Origin of the sequence: Enterococcus sp. ZQ21, assembly GCF_030053755.1 — a bacterium.
In the GTDB taxonomy this organism is placed as follows: Bacteria; Bacillota; Bacilli; order Lactobacillales; family Enterococcaceae; genus Enterococcus_B; species Enterococcus_B lactis.
Genome location: NZ_CP125658.1, coordinates 90322 through 114250, shown reverse-complemented (window position 1 = coordinate 114250; position 23929 = coordinate 90322). Strand labels below are relative to the sequence as shown.

General features: G+C 39.8%; 18 protein-coding genes. 2 read left to right on the top strand and 16 right to left on the bottom strand.

Annotation, left to right across the window (positions count from 1 at the left end; all coding sequences use genetic code 11):
• Positions 1-139 precede the first annotated feature (139 nt).
• The 15 genes from ftsY to QK255_RS00500 all read right to left on the bottom strand — a co-directional run bounded on the left by ftsY (position 140) and on the right by QK255_RS00500 (position 19396).
• Positions 140-1138 (bottom strand): signal recognition particle-docking protein FtsY, encoded by a 999-nt coding sequence (gene ftsY, locus QK255_RS00570; protein WP_002287900.1) that lies wholly within the window; start codon positions 1136-1138, stop codon positions 140-142.
• 11 nt (positions 1139-1149) lie between these two features.
• Positions 1150-1959, bottom strand: coding sequence for a Cof-type HAD-IIB family hydrolase (locus tag QK255_RS00565; protein WP_002287898.1), 810 nt, complete (start codon positions 1957-1959; stop codon positions 1150-1152).
• A gap of 8 nt (positions 1960-1967) precedes the next feature.
• Entirely contained in the window at positions 1968-5549 is a 3582-nt protein-coding gene (gene smc, locus QK255_RS00560) for a chromosome segregation protein SMC (RefSeq protein ID WP_002290480.1), read from the bottom strand.
• A gap of 19 nt (positions 5550-5568) precedes the next feature.
• Positions 5569-6255, bottom strand: coding sequence for a ribonuclease III (rnc, locus tag QK255_RS00555; RefSeq protein WP_002287896.1), 687 nt, complete (start codon positions 6253-6255; stop codon positions 5569-5571).
• 534 nt (positions 6256-6789) lie between these two features.
• Positions 6790-7158, bottom strand: a complete 369-nt coding sequence (locus QK255_RS00550; protein WP_002290478.1) for an ATP-binding cassette domain-containing protein — start codon at positions 7156-7158, stop codon at positions 6790-6792.
• Positions 7159-7804: 646 nt separating this feature from the next.
• Complete coding sequence (locus QK255_RS00545; RefSeq protein ID WP_002290476.1) at positions 7805-9586, bottom strand: oligopeptide ABC transporter substrate-binding protein; 1782 nt, start codon at positions 9584-9586, stop codon at positions 7805-7807.
• Positions 9587-9612: 26 nt separating this feature from the next.
• On the bottom strand, positions 9613-10527 hold the full coding sequence (locus QK255_RS00540) for an ABC transporter permease (protein ID WP_002290475.1): 915 nt from the start codon (positions 10525-10527) through the stop codon (positions 9613-9615).
• Positions 10528-10553: 26 nt separating this feature from the next.
• Entirely contained in the window at positions 10554-11516 is a 963-nt protein-coding gene (gene opp4B, locus QK255_RS00535; protein ID WP_002290474.1) for an oligopeptide ABC transporter permease, read from the bottom strand.
• Positions 11516-12460 (bottom strand): ABC transporter ATP-binding protein, encoded by a 945-nt coding sequence (locus QK255_RS00530; protein ID WP_002309831.1) that lies wholly within the window; start codon positions 12458-12460, stop codon positions 11516-11518. Before QK255_RS00530 ends, opp4B begins: the two co-directional genes overlap by 1 nt.
• Entirely contained in the window at positions 12461-13465 is a 1005-nt protein-coding gene (locus tag QK255_RS00525) for an ABC transporter ATP-binding protein (protein WP_002290472.1), read from the bottom strand. It lies immediately after the preceding gene.
• 267 nt (positions 13466-13732) lie between these two features.
• Positions 13733-13975 (bottom strand): acyl carrier protein, encoded by a 243-nt coding sequence (acpP, locus tag QK255_RS00520; RefSeq protein WP_002290470.1) that lies wholly within the window; start codon positions 13973-13975, stop codon positions 13733-13735.
• 120 nt (positions 13976-14095) lie between these two features.
• The gene (plsX, locus tag QK255_RS00515; protein WP_002290467.1) at positions 14096-15097 is read right to left on the bottom strand and encodes a phosphate acyltransferase PlsX; all 1002 of its coding nucleotides are present in this window, start codon (positions 15095-15097) and stop codon (positions 14096-14098) included.
• Positions 15098-15145: 48 nt separating this feature from the next.
• Entirely contained in the window at positions 15146-17182 is a 2037-nt protein-coding gene (recG, locus tag QK255_RS00510; protein ID WP_002342312.1) for an ATP-dependent DNA helicase RecG, read from the bottom strand.
• 117 nt (positions 17183-17299) lie between these two features.
• Entirely contained in the window at positions 17300-18982 is a 1683-nt protein-coding gene (locus QK255_RS00505; RefSeq protein WP_002290465.1) for a DAK2 domain-containing protein, read from the bottom strand.
• 51 nt (positions 18983-19033) lie between these two features.
• Positions 19034-19396: an Asp23/Gls24 family envelope stress response protein gene (locus tag QK255_RS00500; protein ID WP_002290464.1), complete on the bottom strand. Its 363-nt coding sequence runs from the start codon at positions 19394-19396 to the stop codon at positions 19034-19036.
• 269 nt (positions 19397-19665) lie between these two features.
• Between QK255_RS00500 and rpmB the strand changes: the two genes are divergently transcribed.
• A complete protein-coding gene (gene rpmB / locus QK255_RS00495; RefSeq protein WP_002290463.1) occupies positions 19666-19854 on the top strand; it encodes a 50S ribosomal protein L28 in 189 nt (62 codons plus the stop codon).
• Positions 19855-20092: 238 nt separating this feature from the next.
• On the top strand, positions 20093-22762 hold the full coding sequence (locus QK255_RS00490; protein ID WP_283341564.1) for a YfhO family protein: 2670 nt from the start codon (positions 20093-20095) through the stop codon (positions 22760-22762).
• A gap of 326 nt (positions 22763-23088) precedes the next feature.
• Here QK255_RS00490 and truA read toward each other — a convergent pair whose 3' ends face one another.
• Entirely contained in the window at positions 23089-23835 is a 747-nt protein-coding gene (gene truA, locus QK255_RS00485; protein ID WP_002290460.1) for a tRNA pseudouridine(38-40) synthase TruA, read from the bottom strand.
• Between the last annotated feature and the right edge of the window lie 94 nt (positions 23836-23929).

Sequence of the window (23929 nt, the reverse complement as noted above, 5' to 3'; positions counted from 1 at the left end):
AGAAAAAGAACGAAATTGTTTGAGAACCGCTTACAAATAAGTATAAAAATGAAGGCATCAAAAACACAGCTATGTTAAAAACAATCATTCAAACAAGGAGCTGCAACTTTTGTCACAGCTCCTGCTTTTTAGACATAGGTTATTCTTCTTTTAGCAATCCTTTGAATAATCCAACGACAAAATCGTTTGGATCAAACGGCTCCAAGTCATCGATGCCTTCACCCAACCCAACCAATTTCACTGGTAAATGCAATTCATTACGGATAGCAAGTACGATACCGCCTTTTGCTGTACCATCTAATTTTGTCAAAACAAGACCGGTCACATCTGTTGTTTCTTTGAATTGTTTTGCTTGAACCATCGCGTTTTGACCAGTTGTTGCATCTAATACAAGTAGTGTTTCTTGGGGTGCTTCTGGTAATTCCCGCTGGATTACTCGTTTTATTTTTTCTAGTTCGTTCATCAAGTTCACTTTATTTTGCAGTCGGCCTGCAGTATCAACTAGTAAAACATCTGCCTGCTCTGTCTTTGCTCTTTCCAAAGCATCGAATACGACAGCTGCTGGATCGCCGCCTGCATTGCCACGAACAACTTCAACACCAGCGCGTTCGCCCCAGACAACTAATTGGTCGATTGCTCCAGCACGGAAGGTATCTGCTGCTGCCATCAATACTTTTTTACCTTCGTTTTTGAACTGATGGGCAAGTTTACCAATACTTGTTGTTTTCCCTACACCATTGACGCCGACAAACAAAATAACTGTTAGTCCGTCTTCTTGGATATTTAGTTCATTTACTTCATTGATTCCTTCCGCTTCATAGAGATCCACAAGTTTCTCGATGATCGCATTTTGGACTTCTGCCGATTTTTTCGCATTTCTGAGTTTCACTTCTTGACGTAACGCTTCGGTGATTCGTATCGCTGTTTCAAAACCTACATCTGCCCCGATAAGTGTTTCTTCTAATTCTTCAAAAAAGTCTTCATCGACTGTTCGAAAATTGGCAAACAGCTCATTCATCCGTTCACCAAATGTTTTACGCGTCTTTTCTAAACCCTTGTCGTACTTCTCCTGTACTTCAACTTCTTCCGTTTTCTCTTCGCCAGTAAAAGCACGCTTGATTTTATCAAAAAATCCCATTTGACTCCCCCCTACTCTAATACAAATTTTTGGATCACTTTGGCTACGCCATTTTCTTCATTGCTGGCTGTCACAAAATCTGCTGCTTCTTTGACGAAAGGCACAGCATTCTCCATCGCTACGCCTAGACCAGCGTATTGGATCATCGGTAAATCATTTTCTTCATCACCGATTGCCATGATTTCTTCTTGTTTCAAACCAAGATCTTTTGCCAATAAAGAAATACCATAAGCTTTTGTGACACCTTTTGGCATAAATTCCAAAAGCATACTTCTCGTTTTGATGATCTCATACATTTCATGGAATTCTGCTGGTATTTCTTTGATTTTAGGATCTAATTCTTCTTGGTCATAAGCGATTACTGCCTTATTAAGCACAAATTCATCTGTAATATCGCTTATATCCGCTGGTTGGAATTGCAGCAGCTTATTCAACACATTGTACAAGGATTGCTTTCTTGGGGCACTAGGCAGCTGTAAAACCACATTGTCAGACAAAACATCTAGTGGCAGATCCAATTGCTGAGCCAATTTGTATAAGCGTTGGATATCTGATACTTCCATCACTTTCTTTTCCATGATTTCACCAGTATCGTTTTTTTGTACCAAACCGCCGTTGAAAGTGATGCTGTAATCACCCTCATCTACCAGCCCTAATTCTTGCAGATAATGCGCCATTGCAGCTAAGGGGCGTCCTGTACATAGAACGATCTTGACCCCTTGCTGTTTTGCTTGTGCTAATGCTTGTTTATTCTCATCTGAAATCAGCTTTTGTTCATTTAATAATGTACCATCCAAATCGATTGCTACTAATTTGATCATTTTCGTTCCTACACTTTCGTTTCGTTGATTTTCGCCTCTTCATTGATATCTTCCATCCGTACAGAAACGATTTTTGATACACCGGATTCCTGCATCGTCACTCCGTACAGTACATCTGCTGCGACCATCGTTCCTTTGCGGTGTGTGACTACGATAAATTGTGTGTCATCTTGGAAGTCGCTTAAGTAACGACCAAAACGTTTCACATTTGCTTCATCTAACGCTGCTTCTACCTCATCTAAGATACAAAATGGAACAGGACAGACACGGATAATAGAAAAGAGCAGCGCAATGGCTGTAAGTGCTCGTTCTCCTCCGGAAAGCAAACTTAAACTTTGCAGTTTCTTGCCAGGAGGTTGTACTTCAATCTCAATACCTGTTTTCAGCAGATCCGTTGGTTCTGTCAATACTAATTCAGCTTTACCGCCGCCAAACATATTAGGAAAGACAATTTTGAATTCTTGACGGATAGCTTCAAATACTTCTTTGAATCTTGTCCGCACTTCATCATCCATCTCATCCATCGTTTCAAACAACTGGTTTTTCGCTGCTAACAGATCATCTCGCTGTGTTGCTAAGAAGGTATGTCTTTCACTGACTTGTTCATATTGTTCGATTGAATTTAAGTTTACTGGTCCTAGCTTTTCAATTTGTTCTTTTAAGGAGGCAACCTTTATTCTGCTGTCTTCGATATCGGTTATTTCTTGATAGTCATGGGAAGCTTTCTCAAATGTCAGCTGATATTCTGACTGCAGATAGGTCAAATGATTATCTAAAATCATTTCAGCTCGGTCTTTTTGGACTTCTAATTTGGATTGTTCCGACAGTCGTGCTTTTTGCTCACGATTACGCTCTGCCAAGACTGCTTCAAGCTCATCGATTTCCCTCTGCCTTCTATCTCGCTGCTCTTTGGCTTTTGCCAACTCAGCTTTCAATGTTTCTCGCTGAGCAGATAATTCGTCAATTTGTTTTTCCAAACTTTCTTCTGTGACTTCATGATCAGAAAAGTCTGCTGTCAATGTCGCCAACTGTTTTTCTATCGCTTCTTGACGTTCGATTGCCTCTGCTTTTTGGACCCGGGCACCGCGGAGCTGGATCTGCAGATGATTAAACTGCTCTTTCAAGACAGCAAGATCTGCTTGTTCTTGTGCTTTTTGACTTTGCACTTGTGCTCTTCTGGCTTCCATCTGGTCACTTTCTTGACTTAAAGATTTGATCTCTTCGTCGATTTGTTGACGTTGCGTTTCAAGATCTGTTTGTTTGTCTTTCAACTCGTTCGTTTGTTTTTCGTAATCTTCGATAAACTGCTGTAGCTCACGTGTCTCAAAAGTTGAGATTTGCTTTTCTTTTTCAAAACGTTCAAGTTCGTTTATGATGTTTTGCAACTGATTTGTCGCTTCTTGTTCTTCGAAACGTAATTGTTCGCCTCGTGTACGCAAAACTTCTTGTTCTTCGGCTAAACGAGCTGTTTCTTGCTGCAGCTCCTGAACTTTCTTTTCTTGCACTTGGAGTTGCTTATCTGCTTCTTCGAATTCACTAGTCAACTGTTTCAATTCTTGGTTTTGTACAAACAAACTGCCTTGGTTTCCTCGTTTGTTCGCTCCACCTGTCATGGATCCTCCGGCATTCATCACGTCGCCTTCTAAGGAAACCACTCGGTATTGATAGCGGATCGTTTGCGCGATCGCATTGGCACTAGTTAAGTCTTTTGCTAAAAGGATCGTTCCTAACAGGTTTTGAACCACTGTTTGAATTTGATCAGGATAAGCAACTTGTTCACTGGCAATCCCTATAAACCCTTCTATAGCTGCTGCTTGTGTCAATATATGAGCTGGTAACTGTCTTGGTTTGATTGTCGTCAGCGGAAGGAATGTTGCTCTTCCTCCTCTTTGCTGTTTCAAATACGTGATGGCTTGCCGAGCATCTTTTTCATTTTCAACGATGACATGTTGAGCTGCTCCACCTAAAGCTGTTTCAATGGCTAACGTGAAATCTGCAGGGACGTCGATCAGTTCAGCCACTGCTCCGACAATACCGGAAAGCTGCTGTTTATGCTGCAAGACCAATCGAACGCCTTGGTAAAAACCAAAATAGTTTTCTTGGATTTCTTGAAGGCTTTTCTGACGAGCACGCAGCTGCTGGACTTGATTCATCAATTGATACATTTTAGGCTGTTCTTTTGCTAATGCTTCTTGGAACTTTTTCCCGTTTCGTTGGATCAGTTCTAACTTCTCTTTTGTTTCAGTTAAAGATGATTTTAGCTGTGCCTGCTTTTGTGTCAATTCTTCTTTTTGTAAGATCAATCGATCTACTGATGCTTCTACTTCCGATTGCTTGGCTAACGTCTGCTTGCTTTTTGCTGTTTCTTGTACATATTGACGTTCCAGATACTTCAGTTCGTTTCCTACAGCTGCTTGTTCTTGCATCAAATCAACATATTGATCTCTTAATTCTGCCAATAATTCTTTCGTTGATTTTTGGTATTTTTCTAATTCTTGCTGTGTTTTTATGAGATTTGCTTCAGCTTTTTGGATCTCTGTTTCTTTTTCTGCTGCTTCTTTCATCAAGCTTTCTTGAAGCTTTTCAAAATGTTTAACCTTTTTTTGTGCTTCTGCTAATGAAGTTTGATATTCTTGCGAGCTTTTTTGTGTATGCTTTGTCCGCTCCTGCAAAACATCTTTTTGTCCTTCTGTCTGCTTCAGTTTTTCCGAAAGATCTAATAATACTTGCTGATTTTTTTCAATCAGACGGTCGGCTTGCGCATTTTCTTTACGCTGCTTCGCCAAAATGGATTCTTGTTCTTGGATCGACTCAGATAGTTTGCCTAATTCTAGATTGAATTTCGCAAGCTGTGCTTGTTTGTTGTCCCAATCTTTTTTTGCTGTCTTGATTTCAGCAACCATCAAAGAAACATCGGTTTGAGTCAGTGTTTCTTTTAGCCGTAAAAACTCCTTTGCTGCCTCACTCTGAGCGGCCAAAGGAGTTAACTGTTCTTCCAATTCATGGATGATGTCTTGGACGCGGCTGAGGTTGTCTTCTGTTTCAAAAAGCTTTTGTTCTGCTTTCTTTTTCCGCTGCTTGTATTTCAACACACCAGCTGCTTCTTCAAAGATCCCACGACGGTCTTCCGGTTTACTACTGAAAATCGCTTCTACTTTTCCTTGAGAAATGATTGAGAACGATTCTTTTCCTAATCCAGAATCTAAGAACAATTCTTGGATATCTTTTAATCTGCAGCTTTGTTTATTGATGAAAAACTCGCTTTCCCCAGTCCGTCGATAACGGCGGGTTACACTGATCTCATTGTACTCCAATGGCAGATAATGATCACTATTGTCTAAAATCACTGTGACTTCTGCAATATTCAGCTGCTTACGGGTATCGGAACCGGCAAAGATGATATCCGGCATTTTTCCGCCTCGCAAACTTTTAGCAGATTGTTCTCCTAATACCCAGCGGATAGCTTCTGTAATATTGCTTTTTCCGCTGCCATTTGGTCCAACCACTGCTGTGACGCTGTTTTCAAAATCAATGACTGTCTTGTCTGCAAATGATTTAAAACCGGCTATTTCAATTCGTTTCAAATACAAAGCTTTCCCTCACTTACTTTTACAGTGCTGCCAATGCATTTTCCGCCGCAGCTTGTTCTGCTAATTTTTTCGATTTTCCTTGTCCAGTGCCAATCAATTGATCATCTACGTAAACTTCGATCCAAAATACTCGTTCATGAGCTGGACCTTCTTCATTGATCAATCGGTATTCGATCGATACATCACCTGATTTTTGCAAGACTTCTTGCAATTTTGTTTTATGATCCATCTCATGTGAAAAAGCACCTGCTTTGACTTTAGGAAAAATCACTTTTTCGATGAACGCATGGGTCGTGTCGAATCCTTGGTCAAGATATAACGCGCCTAAAAAAGCTTCGAATAGGTCGCAAAGCAATGCTGGTCGCGTACGTCCTCCTGAATTCTCTTCTCCCTTGCCCAACAGAACATATTGATCAAAGTGACATTCTTTGGCAAATTTCGATAAGCTGTCTTCGCGAACGATCGCTGCTCGTGTTTTTGTCAATTTTCCTTCTGGCAAATGAGGATATAAACGGAATAAATACTGAGAAACCATCAATTCTAAAACGGCATCTCCTAAAAATTCAAGTCGTTCATTATCCGATAATTGCAGATTGCGATGCTCATTCACATAGGATGAATGGGTAAAAGCTTGTTCAAGCAAATTTAGATCGTGAAAAACGATGTTATAATTTTCTTTTAGTTCTTTTGTCAGCTGGTTGTCCATTTTCCACATTCCTTTTATGGATATTTTTTCGATACTTCCTTATTATACTGGTTTTTTGTTAAATTTGAAATGGTTCGGGTAAAAGGTAAGTAAAGCTTTAATAATCCTAGTGATTGACGAGAGGTTGTGAAAAAGCCGTTTAGTTCGGAGTATTAGAGAAATAAACAAAAAGACAGCTTCTCATATTTTGCCGTTTCTTGAACGAATACCGTGGAATAGCTGATTGAACACTGTTCATACAAAAAAAGGATGTGACACGACTATTGTCACATTCCTTTTTTTGTACAATCCCTTATTCTCGTATGTTTTCAATGACTTCTTGGACGGGTCCTAGCTGAACCTCTGAAACATGAATGCTCAATAGAAGAAACACCGTTAGTAACACTTGAAAAAGGAGCGAAATGAACACACACCATTTTATCCATCGTGGGTGAATCTTTGGCTGATGACTTTTCAATAAAACGATTGAAAAAAACAGTCCAATCACTGGTAAACTATCAGATAAAACCAACAGAATGAACACATAAATAAGGTTTATTGGATTGATTTCTTCCATTCATTCATGTCCAACACATAATCGAATTCTGCTGCCAATGTTGGATCATGGGTGACCACAAGGACCGTAGCTCCTTTTGCATTCAGTTCTTGTAATGCTTGAAGGACGATTCCTTTGTTCTTTTGATCAAGAGAGGCTGTTGGCTCATCTGCAAAGATGATCTTTGGTTCTTTCAAAAATAAACGAGCAAGAGCAACTCGCTGCTGTTCTCCTCCGCTTAAGAGAAATATTTTTTGTCTATCAAATGGTCTACCTGAAATTTTTCGAGGGATTCTTTGATTTTCTGCTCCTCTTTTGAGACCAAGGTCAAGTAATCGTCTGGTACATTTCCTGCTGATTTTCTTCACCACTCGCTGCTTCGATGATGATCGATGAATGGATTTCTGGAATCGCTGATTTGATCATTTCGGTTCCAGCAAAAGAAATAGCATATAAAAAAACTGGTGACTGTGAATAGAAAAAAGAAGCGATAGATTTTTTTCATCGTTTAGAAGAAAGAAGCGGCTGGATCAGCCGCACTAACGGCATTGATTGGTGCGATCCAGCTGCTCAAGGCAATAAGTGTACATGAACTTGCTATCATCTTTTTCACATTTCTCTTCATTTGTATCCGCTCCCTTTTTTGAGTGCCTAAAGTGTCTCACGAGTGACTATTGAAACATACTTGAACAAGCAAAGGCGACAGTCGTTCGGTCCCCCTTTTTTTATTTTAAAAAGAGATAAGTGTGAACCTTCTCTTTTATTAACTACACGAAAAATTCCCATCAATTTAAAATAACAATAATTTTTATTCAACTTAAATTAAATAACGCAGATTTTATACATTTTCCTTCTTTAAAATCTATTTAAATTATATATAATAACACATTTATGATCAACGTGTTTTTGAAATAAAGTTTTAAAAAACTACATTTATTTTTATTTGCTATCAAAAATAACGATAATTAAAAAAACCGAAAAAGGACATCGCCCTTTTTCGGTCATTTTTATTGATTATGAACGTGAATCTGCTGTAACAGAAACATTTGCCCATGGGTTTGGTACATCATAAGACCAATCCCAGTCTTTGACGCGGTCGTTCACTGGCAATACTTCGTTACGGAACAACGTTGGAATCGCAAATGCTTCTTCAAACGCATACTGTTGCCATTTTTGATAGGCTTCTTTCAAATAGTCTTCATCAAATGCTTGGCTTGAACTGATATCGTTGATCAATTTTGTATTTTCTTCTGATTCATAACGAGTGTAGTTGAATGCTGCATTCGGTCCCCATAGTCCACTTGGATTTGGATCAGTTCCTGTATTCCAAGCAGCTTGGTAAACATCGATTTCAGGATCATCGTTTTCTAATTTATCGTAGAAAGAGTTGAATTCAATCAGACGACCTGTTGTGTATTGGACATCCAAACCGATTTCTTTCCATTGTTGGATATAGTAATCTGCCAATGGTTGCGCTGTTTCTCCACCAGACATCGAAGCAAAGTTGATGGTTAATTTGTTTCCATCTTTGTCTTCTCTTAACCCATCGTCGTCCACATCTTTGTAGCCGGCATCATCCAATAGTTTTTTCGCTTTGTCTAAATCTTGCGTGAATCCTTTCAATTCATCATCATGATAAGATTGGAATACTGGAGGGATCAATGAAGTGGCATTGCTTCTTAATCCTGCATAGAAACGTTCGCCTACTGCATCATTGTCTAAAGCATAGCCCATTGCTTGACGTAATGATTTATCTGCCATTTTTGAATCCGGGTTGTATTCTACACTCTTTGTTTCCGCGTTCCATTTACCTAGTTTAAATCCTAGATAAGTATAAGATGTTTGTTCACGACCTAAATTTGTATAGCCGGAAATTTCTTTATACGTATCATATGTGTCTGTTGGCATTTGGAAAATCATATCGTATAATTTAGAGTTCAATGCTTCAGTTGCACTGGCTGTTGGTACAGATTTCATCGTGATTTTTTTCAGTTTAGGCGTACCATTCCAGTAATGCTCATTTGGCAAGTATTCCACAGATTCTCCAGCTACGATGTTGCTCATGTAGTACGGTCCGAAAGTTACTGGGTTTTTACGTACTTGATCGCTAGATTCCATATCTTTGATTGCTATACCTTCCAATGTATGTTTCGGTGCTGCATAAGACCAAATCCCGCCACCAGCTTGCAGCATGCTTGGGTTTACATCTTTATATTCGATCTCAACTGTTTTGTCATCCACTTTTTTGATACCAGAGATCGTATCGGCACTTCCATCATGATACTCTTCCATCCCTACGATATTACGGAACGTATCGTCGTATCGGATACCAGTGTAATCTTTATGACCGATGATCTCATATGGGAAAATCACGTCATCAGCTGTTACGTCTTCACCATCTGACCATTTGACATTGTCTTTTATTTTGATTGTTGCTTTCTTCGTATCTTGATCTAGGTCAAGCGTAGCTGCTCCATCATCGGTGATTCGGAAATCATCGTTACTTGCAAATAACGCTTCATGAGAAGGAGCCATGAAAGCTGCATCAAAAGAATCTTGATAAAACTCCCACTGGAACAATCCTTTGAACTGACTGTCCGTTGCGACCGCAGCTTCTAATTCACCGTCTTCGATTGCATCATCATTGTTTTTTGTTGCGATTGGAAAAGTTAATTCCTCTTTGTTATTGCTGTTGCCTCCAGAGTTATTTCCAGAAGTATCTGTACCTCCGCCCCCGCATGCTGCAAGAACAACAGCAGACATCAGCGTTGCAAATCCAAAAATCGTTTTCTTCATTCCTATTTCCCCCTTCGCTTCTATAACTAGCCTAACCGTTGGCGTGCATCTGCAGAACGCTTGAATGCCTGTCCAACATAATTGATACTCAACATCAAAACTAAAATGAGGATTGATGCGGGTAACCAGATCCATTGCCGATTCACTAAGACTTCTCCATTACTTGCATAACCGATCAGTGTACCTAAACTAGGTACATTTGCCGGCAAACCGAAACCTAAGAAAGTCAAAGTTGTCTCGATACCGATGTTTGCCGCAAAGTTCATTGTCAAGTTCGTAATGATCAATGAACTTAGATTCGGCATAATTTCGCGGAACATGATTTTAAAATCACTTGTTCCCATTGTTTTTGAGGCACTGACATAATCTCTTCTTGCTTCAGATAATGTCTTGCTTCGGAATAATCGGGCTTTAGCTACCCAATAAAATGCACTCATGATGAAAATAAAGGACCAGACATTGTATCTGGAAATAATCGAAACGAAGACGATGATGATCAACATAATCGGTAGAATCATGATAAAATCAACAATTCGCATCAAGATGTTGTCAATGATCCCTCCGTAGTAGCCAGAGATGATCCCTAATCCAACCCCGATGATCGAAGTAAGGATCGTGATCGCAAATCCGATCGTGACAGAGTTTCTAGCACCTATGATCAATTGACCTAATACATCACGTCCGCCTTCATCTGCTCCCAGAATGAACTTTTGTCCTTGTGTCGAAACTGCTCCTGGGGCAGCATATTTGTCAAAAATACTAACATACATCACTTTATCTTGATCGGTCAGCATCGCACCGATAAAAATCACTAATAATAAAACCACTAGCAAACCTAATGAAAAAATAGCGATTTTATCTTTTTTAAATTCTCGAGCAATCATTCGTATCCCCATAGGAGGGATACTTTCTTGAACTGCTGTATTGTTTTTTTCACTCATCGATCCATTCTCCTTTCTGATTGGTTTTATTGAATCCGAATACGCGGGTCAACGATACTCATAATAATATCTGACAGTAACGTCCCCACTAGCGTCGCGATTCCTAAAATCAATACTAAGGATGTGATCACGGTGTAGTCTCGTTGACCAATAGAGTCAATAAATAGTTTCCCGACTCCTGGATAGCCAAAAATCTTTTCGATAACTACAGAACCAGCAATCAACGAAGTGATTTCATACCCCATTTGCGAAGCCATCGGCAATGCTGCATTCCGGAAGATATGTCTACTGAATACTTTATTCGTCGGTACCCCTTTGGAACGGGCTGTTCTGACAAAATCAAGCGACTTCGAATCGATTACTTCGCTTCGCAGATATTGGATCGTAACGGCAGTCGCCAGAAATGCTTGGGTAATCGATGGTAGCAGAATATATTTCAAGCGATCTATCCACTGAGTGATAAATCCCCCTTGCAAACCTAGTGTTTGAGAACCGCTTGTTGGGAACCAGCCTAAACGATAACCAAAAACAAACAGCATGATCAAGCCGAAGATGAATAACGGAACAGCAAAACTAAAGAAGTTATAAATCACGACGATCTTATCCAAGATCGAATTTTGATACCGGCCTGCTAGCATCCCTAGAGGCACAGCAATCAAATAAGTAAGGACAACTGTCAAGATCGATAGATATAACGTGTTGATGATCCGTTCACCGATTAGGTCAGCAACAGAGCGTTTGTATAAGAAACTTTGACCAAAATCGCCTTGCAAAGCATTTCCGATCCAACGGAAGTACTGGACATACCATGGGTCATTCAATCCAGCTGATTGTCGCATTTGTTCGATCACTGCCGGATCTTGGTTTGGGTTGATCAAACCAGTAAATGGATCCCCTGGCATCGCTTGGGCTAATAAGAAGATCAGAACACTTAAAATAATAACTTGCGGGATCATCAATAAAACACGTCGCAGAATCGTTTTCCACATTAGCTCGCACCTCCATCTTTCAACGCCACTTTATGTGTAGTTGTGATCGTACGCAAATCGTAGACTCGGCCAGTCGCATCATAGTATTCTCTTTGGTTTTGGATATACTCTTGTTCTACTTTTCGGCGATTTTCTTTGTGGCTTTCCCGATTTTCTACATCGATTTGCGGAATTGCTGAAAGCAGACGTTTCGTATAGATGTGGCGCGGGTCATTATAAATGTCCTCTCTTGTACCGATTTCTACAAATCGACCTTTGTACATAATTGCGATGTTGTCGCACATATGTTTTACTACACCTAAATCATGAGAAATAAATAAATAGCTGAGACCGTATTCTTGCTGGATCCGTTTCATGAAATTCAATACTTGTGCTTGAACAGATAGATCCAGAGCAGATACCGGTTCATCGGCCACGATTAATTTTGGATTAGTAGCAACAGCACGGGCTACTCCTAGACGTTGGCGTTGTCCCCCTGAAAATTCATGAGGATATTTGTAAAGTGCATCTTCCGGCATCCCAACGATATCTAGCAATCCTTTTACCTTCTTCTTTTCTTCTTGATCGCTTAACCGTTCAAAATTTCGGATAGGTTCTGCAATGATATCCAATACTCGTTTTTTAGGATTCAAACTAGACATTGAATCTTGGAAAATCATTTGTACGTCTTTGTTATAACCCATTTTTTTTCGGTTGCTTCGCTTCGTTACATCTTTTCCTTCATACATGATTTGTCCAGCTGTCGTCTTTTCTAAACCAACGACTGCTTTTCCTGTAGTGGATTTTCCGGAACCGGACTCTCCCACCAAACCATACGTCTTTCCTTTTTCGATAATAAAATCCACACCATCTACAGCATATACATGATCCGTTACTCGATTGAAGAATCCACTGCGAATAGGATAATGAACTTTCAGGTCTTTGATTGTGATTAATTCTGTCATCTACACCTCTCCTTTTTCGTCTCTAAAGTGGAAATGCTTGTAGCAAGAGCAACGTACCAAATGGTTCGGAGCGACTTCATGAAGGATAGGTTCTTCTTCGTGGTCACTTGCTGGTATCCACGGAATACGTGGAGCAAATCGGCACCCTTTACGAGGCATGTTTTTCAGAGAAGGAACCACACCTTCGATCACATGGAGTTCTGCATCATGATTTCCTTCTTGAGGTATAGAGTTCAATAAAGAGCGCGTATAAGGATGTTTCGGATGATCAAACAGTTCTTTTACACCCGCTACTTCAACAAACTGTCCGCCGTACATCACTGCCACTCGATCAGCCATTTCTGCTACGACTCCTAAGTCATGAGTGATCAGGATGATTCCTGTTTTTGTTTCTTCCTGAAGATCTTTCAGTAAATCAAGAATCTGTGCTTGGATGGTTACATCTAGGGCTGTTGTCGGTTCATCTGCAATGACGATTGGAGGTTTGCAGGCGATTGCGATCGCGATGATGACACGTTGTCTCATACCGCCTGATAATTCATGGGGATATTGACGTCCAACTCTTGCTGGATTAGGAATCCCTACTTGTTCTAGTAATTCCAGTGCGCGAGCTTGACGCTGTTCTGCATTCATCTTTGTGTGATAGGAAAGTCCTTCTTTGATCTGGTCTTCGATTCTCATGAGAGGATTTAATGCAGACAACGGATCTTGGAAAATCATTCCGATATCATTTCCGCGGATTTTATTATAAAGCGTTTCGTTCAGTTCGATTAAATTCAGATCGTTATATAAAATTTCACCTGTAATTTTTGTGTTATTAGGATCAAGTAATCCCATAATCGTAGTAGCTAATGTACTTTTCCCGCACCCAGATTCCCCAACGATTGCTAAGATCTCGTTTTTGTCTAAAGTAAATGAAACATCATCTACTGCATCATAATAGTCATCTTTGAGTCGGAAGCCTGTATGTAGGTTCTGAACTTCTAATAATTGATTATCTGACAATCGAATACCCCTCTCTGCTTCCTAAACGGAAGTTTTTCTTAGTAAAGAAAGAACATTACACAGAATAAAGCGTTTTATAACAAAGGTTATTCTTATATTTGTGTAATGAATTATTAATAATTATATAGAAAACCGCTTTACTTTGCAACATAATTTCTAATTATCGCCAGAATTATCAGAAAAATGTCTTTTCCGTGTCAGAAAGATTAAAAAAAGAAGGATAAAAAGTTGCATATAACTTTTTATCCTTCTTTGCTTTTATTGAAATTATTTGAGATGGCTGCTGATATAATCTACTGCACCGCCAACTGTTTCAATTTGTTCAGCGTCTTCATCTGAAATTTCTGTACCGAATTCATCTTCAAGTTCTAAAACGAACTCCATAATACTAATTGAATCAGCTTTTAAATCATCTTTGATGTTCAATTCATCCGACACTTTATCGGTATCTATCTCAAAATGATTTGAAATAATTTTCGCTACTTTGTTAAATACTTCTTCGCGAGTCAACTTTTTCACCTCCAAGAATCATACACTTGTCAATTACCTACACCATGGCTAATTTTACTGACATTTTTCAGGATTGTCCACCTTTTTTTAACGAACCGGATTGCCTCAGCTATCTGAATATTATTCTTCGCTTTTTTCAAATTGTTCGACTAACTGCCCTACTACATTTGTTTCAAGCATCGTGTGGATTTGGCGGATCGTATAGCGGACAGCATCAGGACCTGTTGCTCCGTGGGTTTTAATGACTGGTGCTTTCAAGCCAAACAAAACAGCTCCGCCATGTTTGGAATAATCCATTTCAGATTTTAAAGAACGCAAGCCGTCTTTTAAAAGCATGGCGCCCATTTTCCCTTTGATCCCTTCGTTTAGAATAGCGGATTTTAATAGATCCATCATATTCATTGCCGTTCCTTCAATGGATTTCAAAACAGCATTGCCTGTAAATCCATCTGTGACTACTACGTCAGCCACCCCATTGAGCAACTCGCGCGCTTCTACATTTCCAATGAAATTCAAACTGGTTTCATTCTGAAGAAGTTCATAGGCTTTTTTCGTCACTTCACTACCTTTTGTGGCTTCTGTTCCGTTGTTTAAAAGAGCAACGCGGGGACGTCCGATCCCTCGGACTTTACGTGCATAGAAAGAACCTAAAATACCGTATTGCAACAAATGTTCTGGTTTATTTTCTGCGTTAGCGCCAAGATCCAGCATATCGAAACCGGCACCTTCTTTTCCTACTACTGGCAAGGTAGACATCAAGCCAGGACGTTCGATATTTTTGATACGTCCTACGATGAACAAACCCGCTGCTAGCAGCGCACCTGTATTCCCTGCTGAAAATATAGCATCCGCTTCGCCGTTTTTCACTGCTTGTGCAGCAAGGACCATTGAAGCAGTCTTTTTCCGTCGGATCGCTTTTACTGGCTCATCATCACTATTGATTTTTTCGTCTGTATGGATAATCGTAATGTTTTTTTCATTTGTTAAGTATTTCTTGATTTCTGCTTCTTTTCCGTAAAGTAAGAATTCTACTTCTGGAAAATCTTGCTGAGCTAAAGCCACGCCTTCTACAATTGCTTGAGGTGCGTGATCTCCGCCCATTGCATCTACGGCAATTTTCATTGTTCCCACTCCTTTTTCCATCATCATTATAAAGTATAGCATAGTCTGCTAATCGAAATAACGATTATCCTGATTTTCTATCTGGAGGCTTTGTGCTAGAGGCTGATACTCAGGCAGCATCTGCCAATTCTTTATCTGCCAAAGAGCTGCAGCCTCTTCTCTGGCTACCTCCAAAACATTTCCATCCGTCACCAAGTCAGCAATCGCAAATTGAGGTAAACCAGATTGTCGGAAGCCGAATACTTCACCGGGACCGCGTAATTCCAGATCTTTTTCACTTAGTACAAAACCATTGGTGGTCTCTGTCATGATTTTCATCCGTTCCACGCCTAGTTCATTTTTGGGATTAGCAACTAAGATACAGTAGGAAGCATCACTTCCGCGTCCAACACGTCCACGAAGCTGATGCAGCTGTGCCAAACCAAATCGATCCGCATCCATAATCAGCATGACGGTTGCGTTTGGCACGTTTACCCCTACTTCTATTACCGTAGTAGAAACTAATATCTGCATCTGGTTATCTTTGAAAGCTTCCATGATCACTTCTTTTTCCTGATTCTTCATTTTACCATGTAACAAGCCAACTTCATATTTTGGCGCAAATAGTTCACGAAGTTTTTCATAGATTTCCACTGCGTTTTTTACGTCTAATGCTTCTGATTCTTCGATCAGTGGACAGATGACATACATTTGATGTCCTCTTGCCAGTTCTTTCCTTGTCCAATCCAGTACACTGTCTAATTGAGGTGTTCTTACCCAGCGTGTTTCAATAGGGATACGCCCAGCTGGAAGTTCATCAATGATCGATACATCCATTTCACCGTACGCTGTGATAGCTAGCGTTCTAGGGATCGGAGTGGCTGTCATAAACAAGACATCAGGTCGCCAGCCTTTTTCACGAAGGACTTTCCGCTGATTCACACCAAAACGGTGCTGTTCATCCGTAATAACTAGACCTAAATTCTGAAATTCAACTCCATCTTGGATCAATGCATGTGTACCGATCACGACGTTGATTTCTCCTCGTTCTAGTTTTTCAAGGAGTTCACGTCGTTCTTTTGTTTTCGTTGACCCTGTAAGCAATGCGACCGTTACTTCATTGGGATCAAACAGCTGTTGCAAACTTTCCATGTGCTGTTGTGCCAAGATTTCGGTAGGCACCATCAACGCACCTTGGAAACCCGCTGTAACGGTGGCATATAATGCGATTGCGGCAACCACTGTTTTTCCGCTACCTACATCTCCCTGCAAAAGTCGCTGCATATGTTGAGGACTGCGAAGATCCCGACAGATTTCATTCGTTACTCGTTTTTGGGCATTTGTCAGTTCAAAAGGTAGTTTTTGAGTAAATTCTTTTAATTTTTGGACATCATAAAGGATCTCCAAGCCATTTGTTTCTGCTTTTTCTGCTTTTTTCAATCCTTGAAGACGCATTTGAAATAAAAAGAATTCTTCAAAAACGACACGTCGTTTGGCTTGGTGATTTTCTTCGTGGTTTTTCGGAAAGTGCATACTTCTTACAGCGGAAGCTCGGTCAAGTAGTCGATATTTCTCCACAAGGTTGTTCGGCAGGTTTTCTTCGATCAATGTGCCGTATTCTTGGAACCCTTTTTTGATTAGATCAACTAATGTCGTTTGACGAATCGATTTATTGACGTGATATATCGGCGAAAAGTCATCCATTGTTTGAGAACCTAAAATCTTCATCCCGTTCAAGGCTTTACGCTTTGCATCCCATTTACCGTATACGGCGATTTCCTCCGATAAAATGACTTTTTCTTTTAGATAAGGTTGATTAAAAAAAGAAACGTTGAACACATCATGTTCTTGCATCATACGAAATTGCAATCGGCTTTTTTTATAACCAAATCGATTCATCACAGGAGGAGAGACTACGATTCCTTTCAAAGTAACCTTTTCTTGATCTTGGATCTCGTTTAGATTTCTTTCCTGAATATCTTCGTAGCGAAAAGGATAATAAGTCAGTAAGTCTTCAATCGTTCGGATACCCAAGCTGGCAAGACTAGCTGCTCTTTTTTCTCCGACTCCTGCCAGCATAGTGATTGGATCATCTAAAGAACGCATATATTTTTTCCTCCCTCCTTTAACAAAAAAAGGACTTGGTCAGTGATCATACCTGATCACTAACCGAAGGCCTTTTATGAATGAATACTGTGTTAGAAAGATATTCTGTCACAGGAATTATTCAGCAGAAAATAGATAAGGATAGACAGGCTGATCTCCTTGGTGGATCTCGATTTCCAAATCAGGATGTTTTTCTGTTAGTTTCTCAGCAAATTCATTTGCTTGTTCAACTGTTCCTTCATCACCTGCTAAGATCGTTACGATCTCTGTGTCCTCATTGATCATTTGTTCTAGTGTACTTAACGCTGTTGCTGTGATATCTGGGTTAGAGATCATGATTTTTCCATCAATCATGCCTAAAAAGTCGCCTTCTTTGATCTCTACACCGTCGATTGAGGTATCTCTGATTGCGTGAGTGACTTGACCACTTACGACGCTAGACAACATTTCTGTCATCGTTTCTTTGTTTTCTTCTAAAGAAGCTTGATCATTGAATGAAAGCATAGCCGTCAATCCTTGAGAAATCGTTCTTGAAGGAACGACTGCTACTGGGATATCTGCTACTTCTGCCGCTTGATCAGCTGCCATGAAGATGTTTTTGTTGTTCGGTAAGACAATCACTTTATCTGCGTTCACTTCTTGGATCGCTTTAACGATGTCTTCCGTACTTGGGTTCATTGTTTGCCCACCACTGATAACATAATTAGCGCCTAAACTTTCAAACAGCTCTTGGACGCCTTTACCAGCAGCGATTGCTACGATACCATACGGGATACGTGGTGTTTCTTTTTTCGCAAACTCGTTCACTTCTTCATCATGTTCCAAAATCGTCTCATGCTGCAAGCGCATGTTGTCGACTTTGATTTTGACTAATGAACCGAATTTTTGTCCATAGTTCAAGACTTCTCCTGGGTTTTCTGTATGCACGTGAACTTTGATGATCTCGTCATCATTGACCACAAGTAAAGAATCTCCAATACCATCTAAATAGTTACGGAATTCTTCGTAGTCGAACGTGCTATCAACAGTAGGTCCTTCACCGATTTTCACCATGATTTCTGTACAATAACCAAAATGGATATCTTCTGTCGCCATTTGTCCTTGGACACTGCGATGGTGCTCTGCATTGACCATATCATCCATTTCTGCTGGAGAAGGTTCATATGTTTCATCCGCTTGGAATTCTCCATTCAATGCGCTTAAAAAGCCCTCATAAACAAACAGCAATCCTTGTCCTCCACTGTCTACAACACCGACTTCTTTTAGGACTGGAAGCAAGTCTGGGGTTTTAGCTAAAGCACGTTTTGCTCCTTTTACAACAGCTGTCATCACTTCAACGACATCGTCTGTACTCTTAGCTTTCTTTTCTCCAGCTTTTGCTGCTTCTCTAGCTACTGTCAAAATCGTTCCTTCTACTGGTTTCATTACTGCTTTATACGCAGTTTCAACACCATGAGTGAATGCTGCAGCAAGATCAGAAGCATTTAATGAGACAACATCTGGAATTTGCTTAGAAAATCCTCGGAACAATTGAGACAAAATAACGCCGGAATTTCCGCGCGCACCCATCAACAATCCTTTTGAAAGCATTGCTGCTAATTCTCCTACTTTTTCTGAGGTTGAATCTACTACTGCCTTCGCTCCACTAGTCATAGATAGATTCATATTTGTTCCCGTATCACCATCTGGCACAGGGAATACATTTAATGAATTGACGTATTCTGCATTTACTTGCAGACGATTCGCACCAGCCTGCACCATTTCCTGGAACTGGCTTGCACTTATTTCTGTTACACTCACCTAGATAATCCTCCTTCAGATCGACTGCTGAGTTATCAGCCAGTCTCCTGCCTAGTCTGGCAGTACACGAACACCTTGTACAAAGACATTAACCGAATTGGCAGCTACACCTAATAATGCCTCTAGATTGTATTTCACTTTTTCTTGGACGTTGCGAGAAACTTCAGAGATTTTCGTACCATAGCTGATAATCGTATAAACATCTACAGCAATACCATTATCTTCTTGGCGGACAACTACTCCTCTTGAGTAATTTTCTTTACGCAAAATCTCAGTAATATTATCTTTAATTTGATTTTTGCTGGCCATTCCTACAACACCGAACACATCTGTCGCGGCGCCACCAACAACTGTTGCAATTACATCATTGGTAATTTCAATGGTTCCAGCTGACGTTTGAATTTTTACAGCCATGAATGAGCCTCCTTAACGGGTAAAATACTCCCATTTTTCTTCTATCATATTTTATCATAGCGCAACTTGAAATAAAAGGCAGTTACCCAAAGTACTCAAAAACCTTGCAAAATTTCAGGTATAACCCTGTTTAATTTACAATTATTCTTCACAAATGTCAATTGTATCCATGAAAATGTACTTGCAAATTTCCAATCTATATGATATGTTAGTCTGGTATGAGCTGAATTATTCTATTGCTCCAAATCAAGGCAAAGGAGGAAATTACCATGGCAAAAGTTTGTTACTTTACAGGTCGCAAGACAAAAAGTGGAAACAACCGTTCACACGCTATGAACTCAACAAAACGTACTGTTAAACCTAACTTACAAAAAGTTCGCGTTATGGTCGACGGAAAACCTAAAAAAGTTTGGGTGTCAACTCGTGCTTTGAAATCAGGAAAAGTTGAACGCGTTTAATTGAATGATACTTGGACCGTTCAGATAGTGAACGGTTTTTTATTTAATAAAAATTTTGGCGGGTGGAATTTTTGATTCCTCCCCTTTTTTTGTGTTTATTTTTGTTATACGAACAAATTGTGAAGTTATTTATTCCCAAATTTTATTTTTTTATGAAAACTAGACTCTTTTTAAGCAGAGAAAAACAAGGATATGATAAACTAAATACAACTTCATAGAAATTTGGTGGAAAATAAATATGAAAAAAAACTTAAAGTCATTCTTTAGAGAAAACGGACGCTACGCAGCAGCTAGTTTCCTGATTCCGTTTTTGATTTTAGCACTTGTTTATTTAAGTATCGGGATCTATCCCGGGAGCAGCAGAAGTATTTTGGCAAGTGATGCCTTTTCACAATTTTCTAATTTTCATGCAAGCTTCCGAAATGTCCTTCTTGGAAAGCAAAGTATTTTCTATACATGGAATGCTTCTCTGGGCTTGAATTATCTATCTTTGATTTCTTATTATCTCGGCGGGATCTTCACGCCACTGGTTTTCTTCTTTCCAAACCAGATGATGCCAGATGCACTTTATGTTCTGACTTTGCTTAAAGTCGGCTGTGCCGGATTAGCTTTTTGGTTTCTTGCACGCACGTTCAAGATTCCTCGCTGGGGGCATGTTGCACTTAGCGTCAGTTACGCATTGATCTCATTCATTACTGCACATTCGGAGATCATCATGTGGCTGGATGCATTTGTTTATCTTCCATTAGTGATTTTGGGGATTCATCGTGTCATGGATCTGAAACGGCCGAAACTTTTATTCATCAGCTATTTGCTCTTGTTTCTATCCAGTTTTTATATGGGCTTCATGATTGGTGTCTTTTCTTTCTTATATTTTATTGCCCGTCTATTGACAAACTGGTCAGAATACAAAAAATCGATTGTTCCTTATGGGATCACTTCTTTACTGGCAGGCGGCGCTTCAATGATCATTGTATTGCCAGCAGTACTGGATCTTCGCTCAAATGGCGAAGCATTGAGTCAAATCACTACGTTGAAAACAGAAGCGACTTCTTATCTGGATCTGATCATGAAAAACATGATGGGTGTTTATGACACCACAAAATACGGTTCGATTCCGTTCATTTACGCAGGTCTACTTCCGTTGGTCCTTTGCTTGTTTTATTTTGCCAGTCGGAAAGTACCGTTGAAAAATAAGTTTTTGTACGGTGGTCTTTTCGCCATACTTATCGCAAGTTTTTATCTTGTCCCATTGAATTTGTTCTGGCATGGTATGCATGCACCGAATATGTTTTTATTCCGTTATGCCTATCTGTTCTCTTTCTTAGTTCTCCTGCTTGCAGGAAAAGGATGGGAAAAGATAGAACAAGACGATCGTGGGCTGTTGTTAGGAATCATTTTGGTCGTAGCTACTCTCTTTGCGGTGGCATGGGGCATCAAACCTGAAGGAAGCTACACCTATGTGACGATGACCTCCTTTGTATTGACAGTTGTTTTCTTAGGGATCTATGCTTTTGCTGTGGGATTTTATCAGCATAAAAAACTTTTCTTCAATCATCTAAGTATATTGTTGTTATTGATCATGTCTGCTGAGGCTCTAGTCAATACGAACAGCATGATCCATGGTATCCTTGATGATTGGAATTATGCTTCCCGCAGTTTGTATACGGATCCTTCTCCTGACTTGAAAGCTCTTGTAAATGAAACAAAAGAAGATTCTGACTCGTTTTACCGCTTAGAAAATCTGGATCCGGTATCGCCAAACGATTCGATCAACTACGGTTACAGTGGCATCAGCTTGTTTTCTTCTATAAGAAATCGTAATTCTTCCTCTTATCTGGATACATTAGGGTTTCGTTCAAGAGGGACAAATTTGAATATCCGTTACAATAATAATACTTTGCTGATGGATGGCTTTACAGGAATCAAATACAACATTTCTAAGAACGAAAGCACGTTCAGCAAATATGGCTTCCGCCAAGCTGGTCAAAGCGGCGACTATACACTGTATCAGAATGTCAATGCATTGCCACTAGCATTTACCGCACCGTTATCCGTTAATGATATTGAGCAGCCCGTAACAGATAATTTAACTAGTCAGACAAACTTGATCAATACATTATCTGGTCTAAATGAACAGTATTTTACATTCTATACGCCTACTTTGAAGAATCAGTTAAATACGACAATTACAAAAACAACGACTGGTGTGACTTATTCAGAGACGGCAGACAATCAACCGAAAGAGCTCACATGGGAAGTCCATGTACCTGCAAATACACAAGCTTACTTAAGTTTGTTCCCAACCAATTTTGCACAATTAGAAAGTTCTAGTGCAACGATTACTGTCAATGGTACATCGAGGAAAACGCAAATCAATATTTCTGGACAATACTATGATCTTGGCTATTATCCCCAAGAGACAACGGTGACATTTACTGCAAGTTTTTATGGGACGAAAGAAGTAAGTTTCATGGAGCCGAAAGTCGTTGGTCTAGATGTTGTAGCCTATCAAGCCGCAATGAATCAGATCAAAGAAAAAGGTGTCGAAATGGAAGCCTCTGGCAGAAAAGCTTCTGGAACTGTAGATACCGCAGAAGATTCTATGTTGGTGACGACTATTCCTTACGACAAAGGATGGAAAGCCGAAATCGATGGGAAGCCAGTCAAAGTCAGCAACTTCAAAAACGCATTCTTGATGCTAAAAGTTCCAGCAGGTAAACACACGGTTACTTTCAGCTACTTGCCTGAAGGATTTATAATAGGTGCAATCCTTTTTGTACTATGCATTGCATTGTTTATTCTCTATGTCTGGTACCTTGACCGCAATCAACCCTTCTATGGCACGATTGATCCAACAATAGAAGAAAAACCGCGAAATACACACAGAAGAAGACGAAGAAAATAAAGAAACGATGGAACCTGTTCAGACTGTCTGCCAAGGGCAATCAAAACAACGTTCCATCGTTTTTAGTTACAAAAAAGTAGTGTGCAAAAAGAAGGTTCACTTATCCATGCTTCGTTCACAAGTTGTGATATTCATCAAACGTGAGAAGCTGTTTTTTGAAATTGTTTCTTGTGACTCAGAGCTAAATGGCAGGCTCACAACCTCTTCCTTAAACAGTGTTCAATCAGCTGTCCTTCGGTATTAGCTCAACAAATGGCAAAATATGAGAAACTATTTTGGTTTGGCTGTTCTTATTACTTGATGCAGAACCGCTTTTTCACAACCTCTTATTCATATTTCACTTCATACAAATAAAGTCCTTCAGGGTGTGCTGTAGGTCCTGCTGCATTACGATCTTTTTTCGCAATAATATCTGGGATACTATCTTCAGGCAATCGGCCATTGCCAATTTTCAAAAGCGTTCCTACTAAGATCCGTATCATCTTATACAAGAAGCCATTTCCCCTAAAAGTAAACAACAATTCGTCTTTTGTTTCATTAACCTCCATCTTAGCCTCGTAGATCGTACGTACTTTATCCTCTATCGAGCTTCCTGATGCACAAAAAGAGGTGAAATCGTGGGTCCCTAATAAATCAGGAAGTGCCCGCTGAATTTTTTCCAAATCAAGGGGGTAAGGAAAATAACTTGCATAATGGCGTCGAAAAGGACTGCGTGGTTTCCCTATATCCACTCGAAATTGATAAGTTTTTTCTTTGACCAAATATCTTGCATGGAATTCTTCTGAAACGATTTCTACTTGTCTTACAGCGATATCCTCTGGTGACTGGGTATCTAACGCAAAACGCATTCGTTCTAACGGGCGTTCTTCTGGATAATCAAAATGGATCACTTGCCCGATTGCATGTACTCCGGCATCTGTCCTTCCCGAACCAAAGACCGTGATTTCTTTCCCATTTGCCATTTTTTGTAATGTTTTTTCTACTTCTTCTTGAACAGTACGTCCATTTGGCTGTTTCTGGAACCCATTGAAATTTGTTCCGTCGTATGCAATGATTGCTTTGTAACGTACCATGGTTTTCTCTCCTTTGTTTCTAAAAAGTTGTCTAGAAATAGTGGTTTTTCCAGATAATGTTGTTTGTTCTTTTTTTCAAATAAAAGAAAGAGGC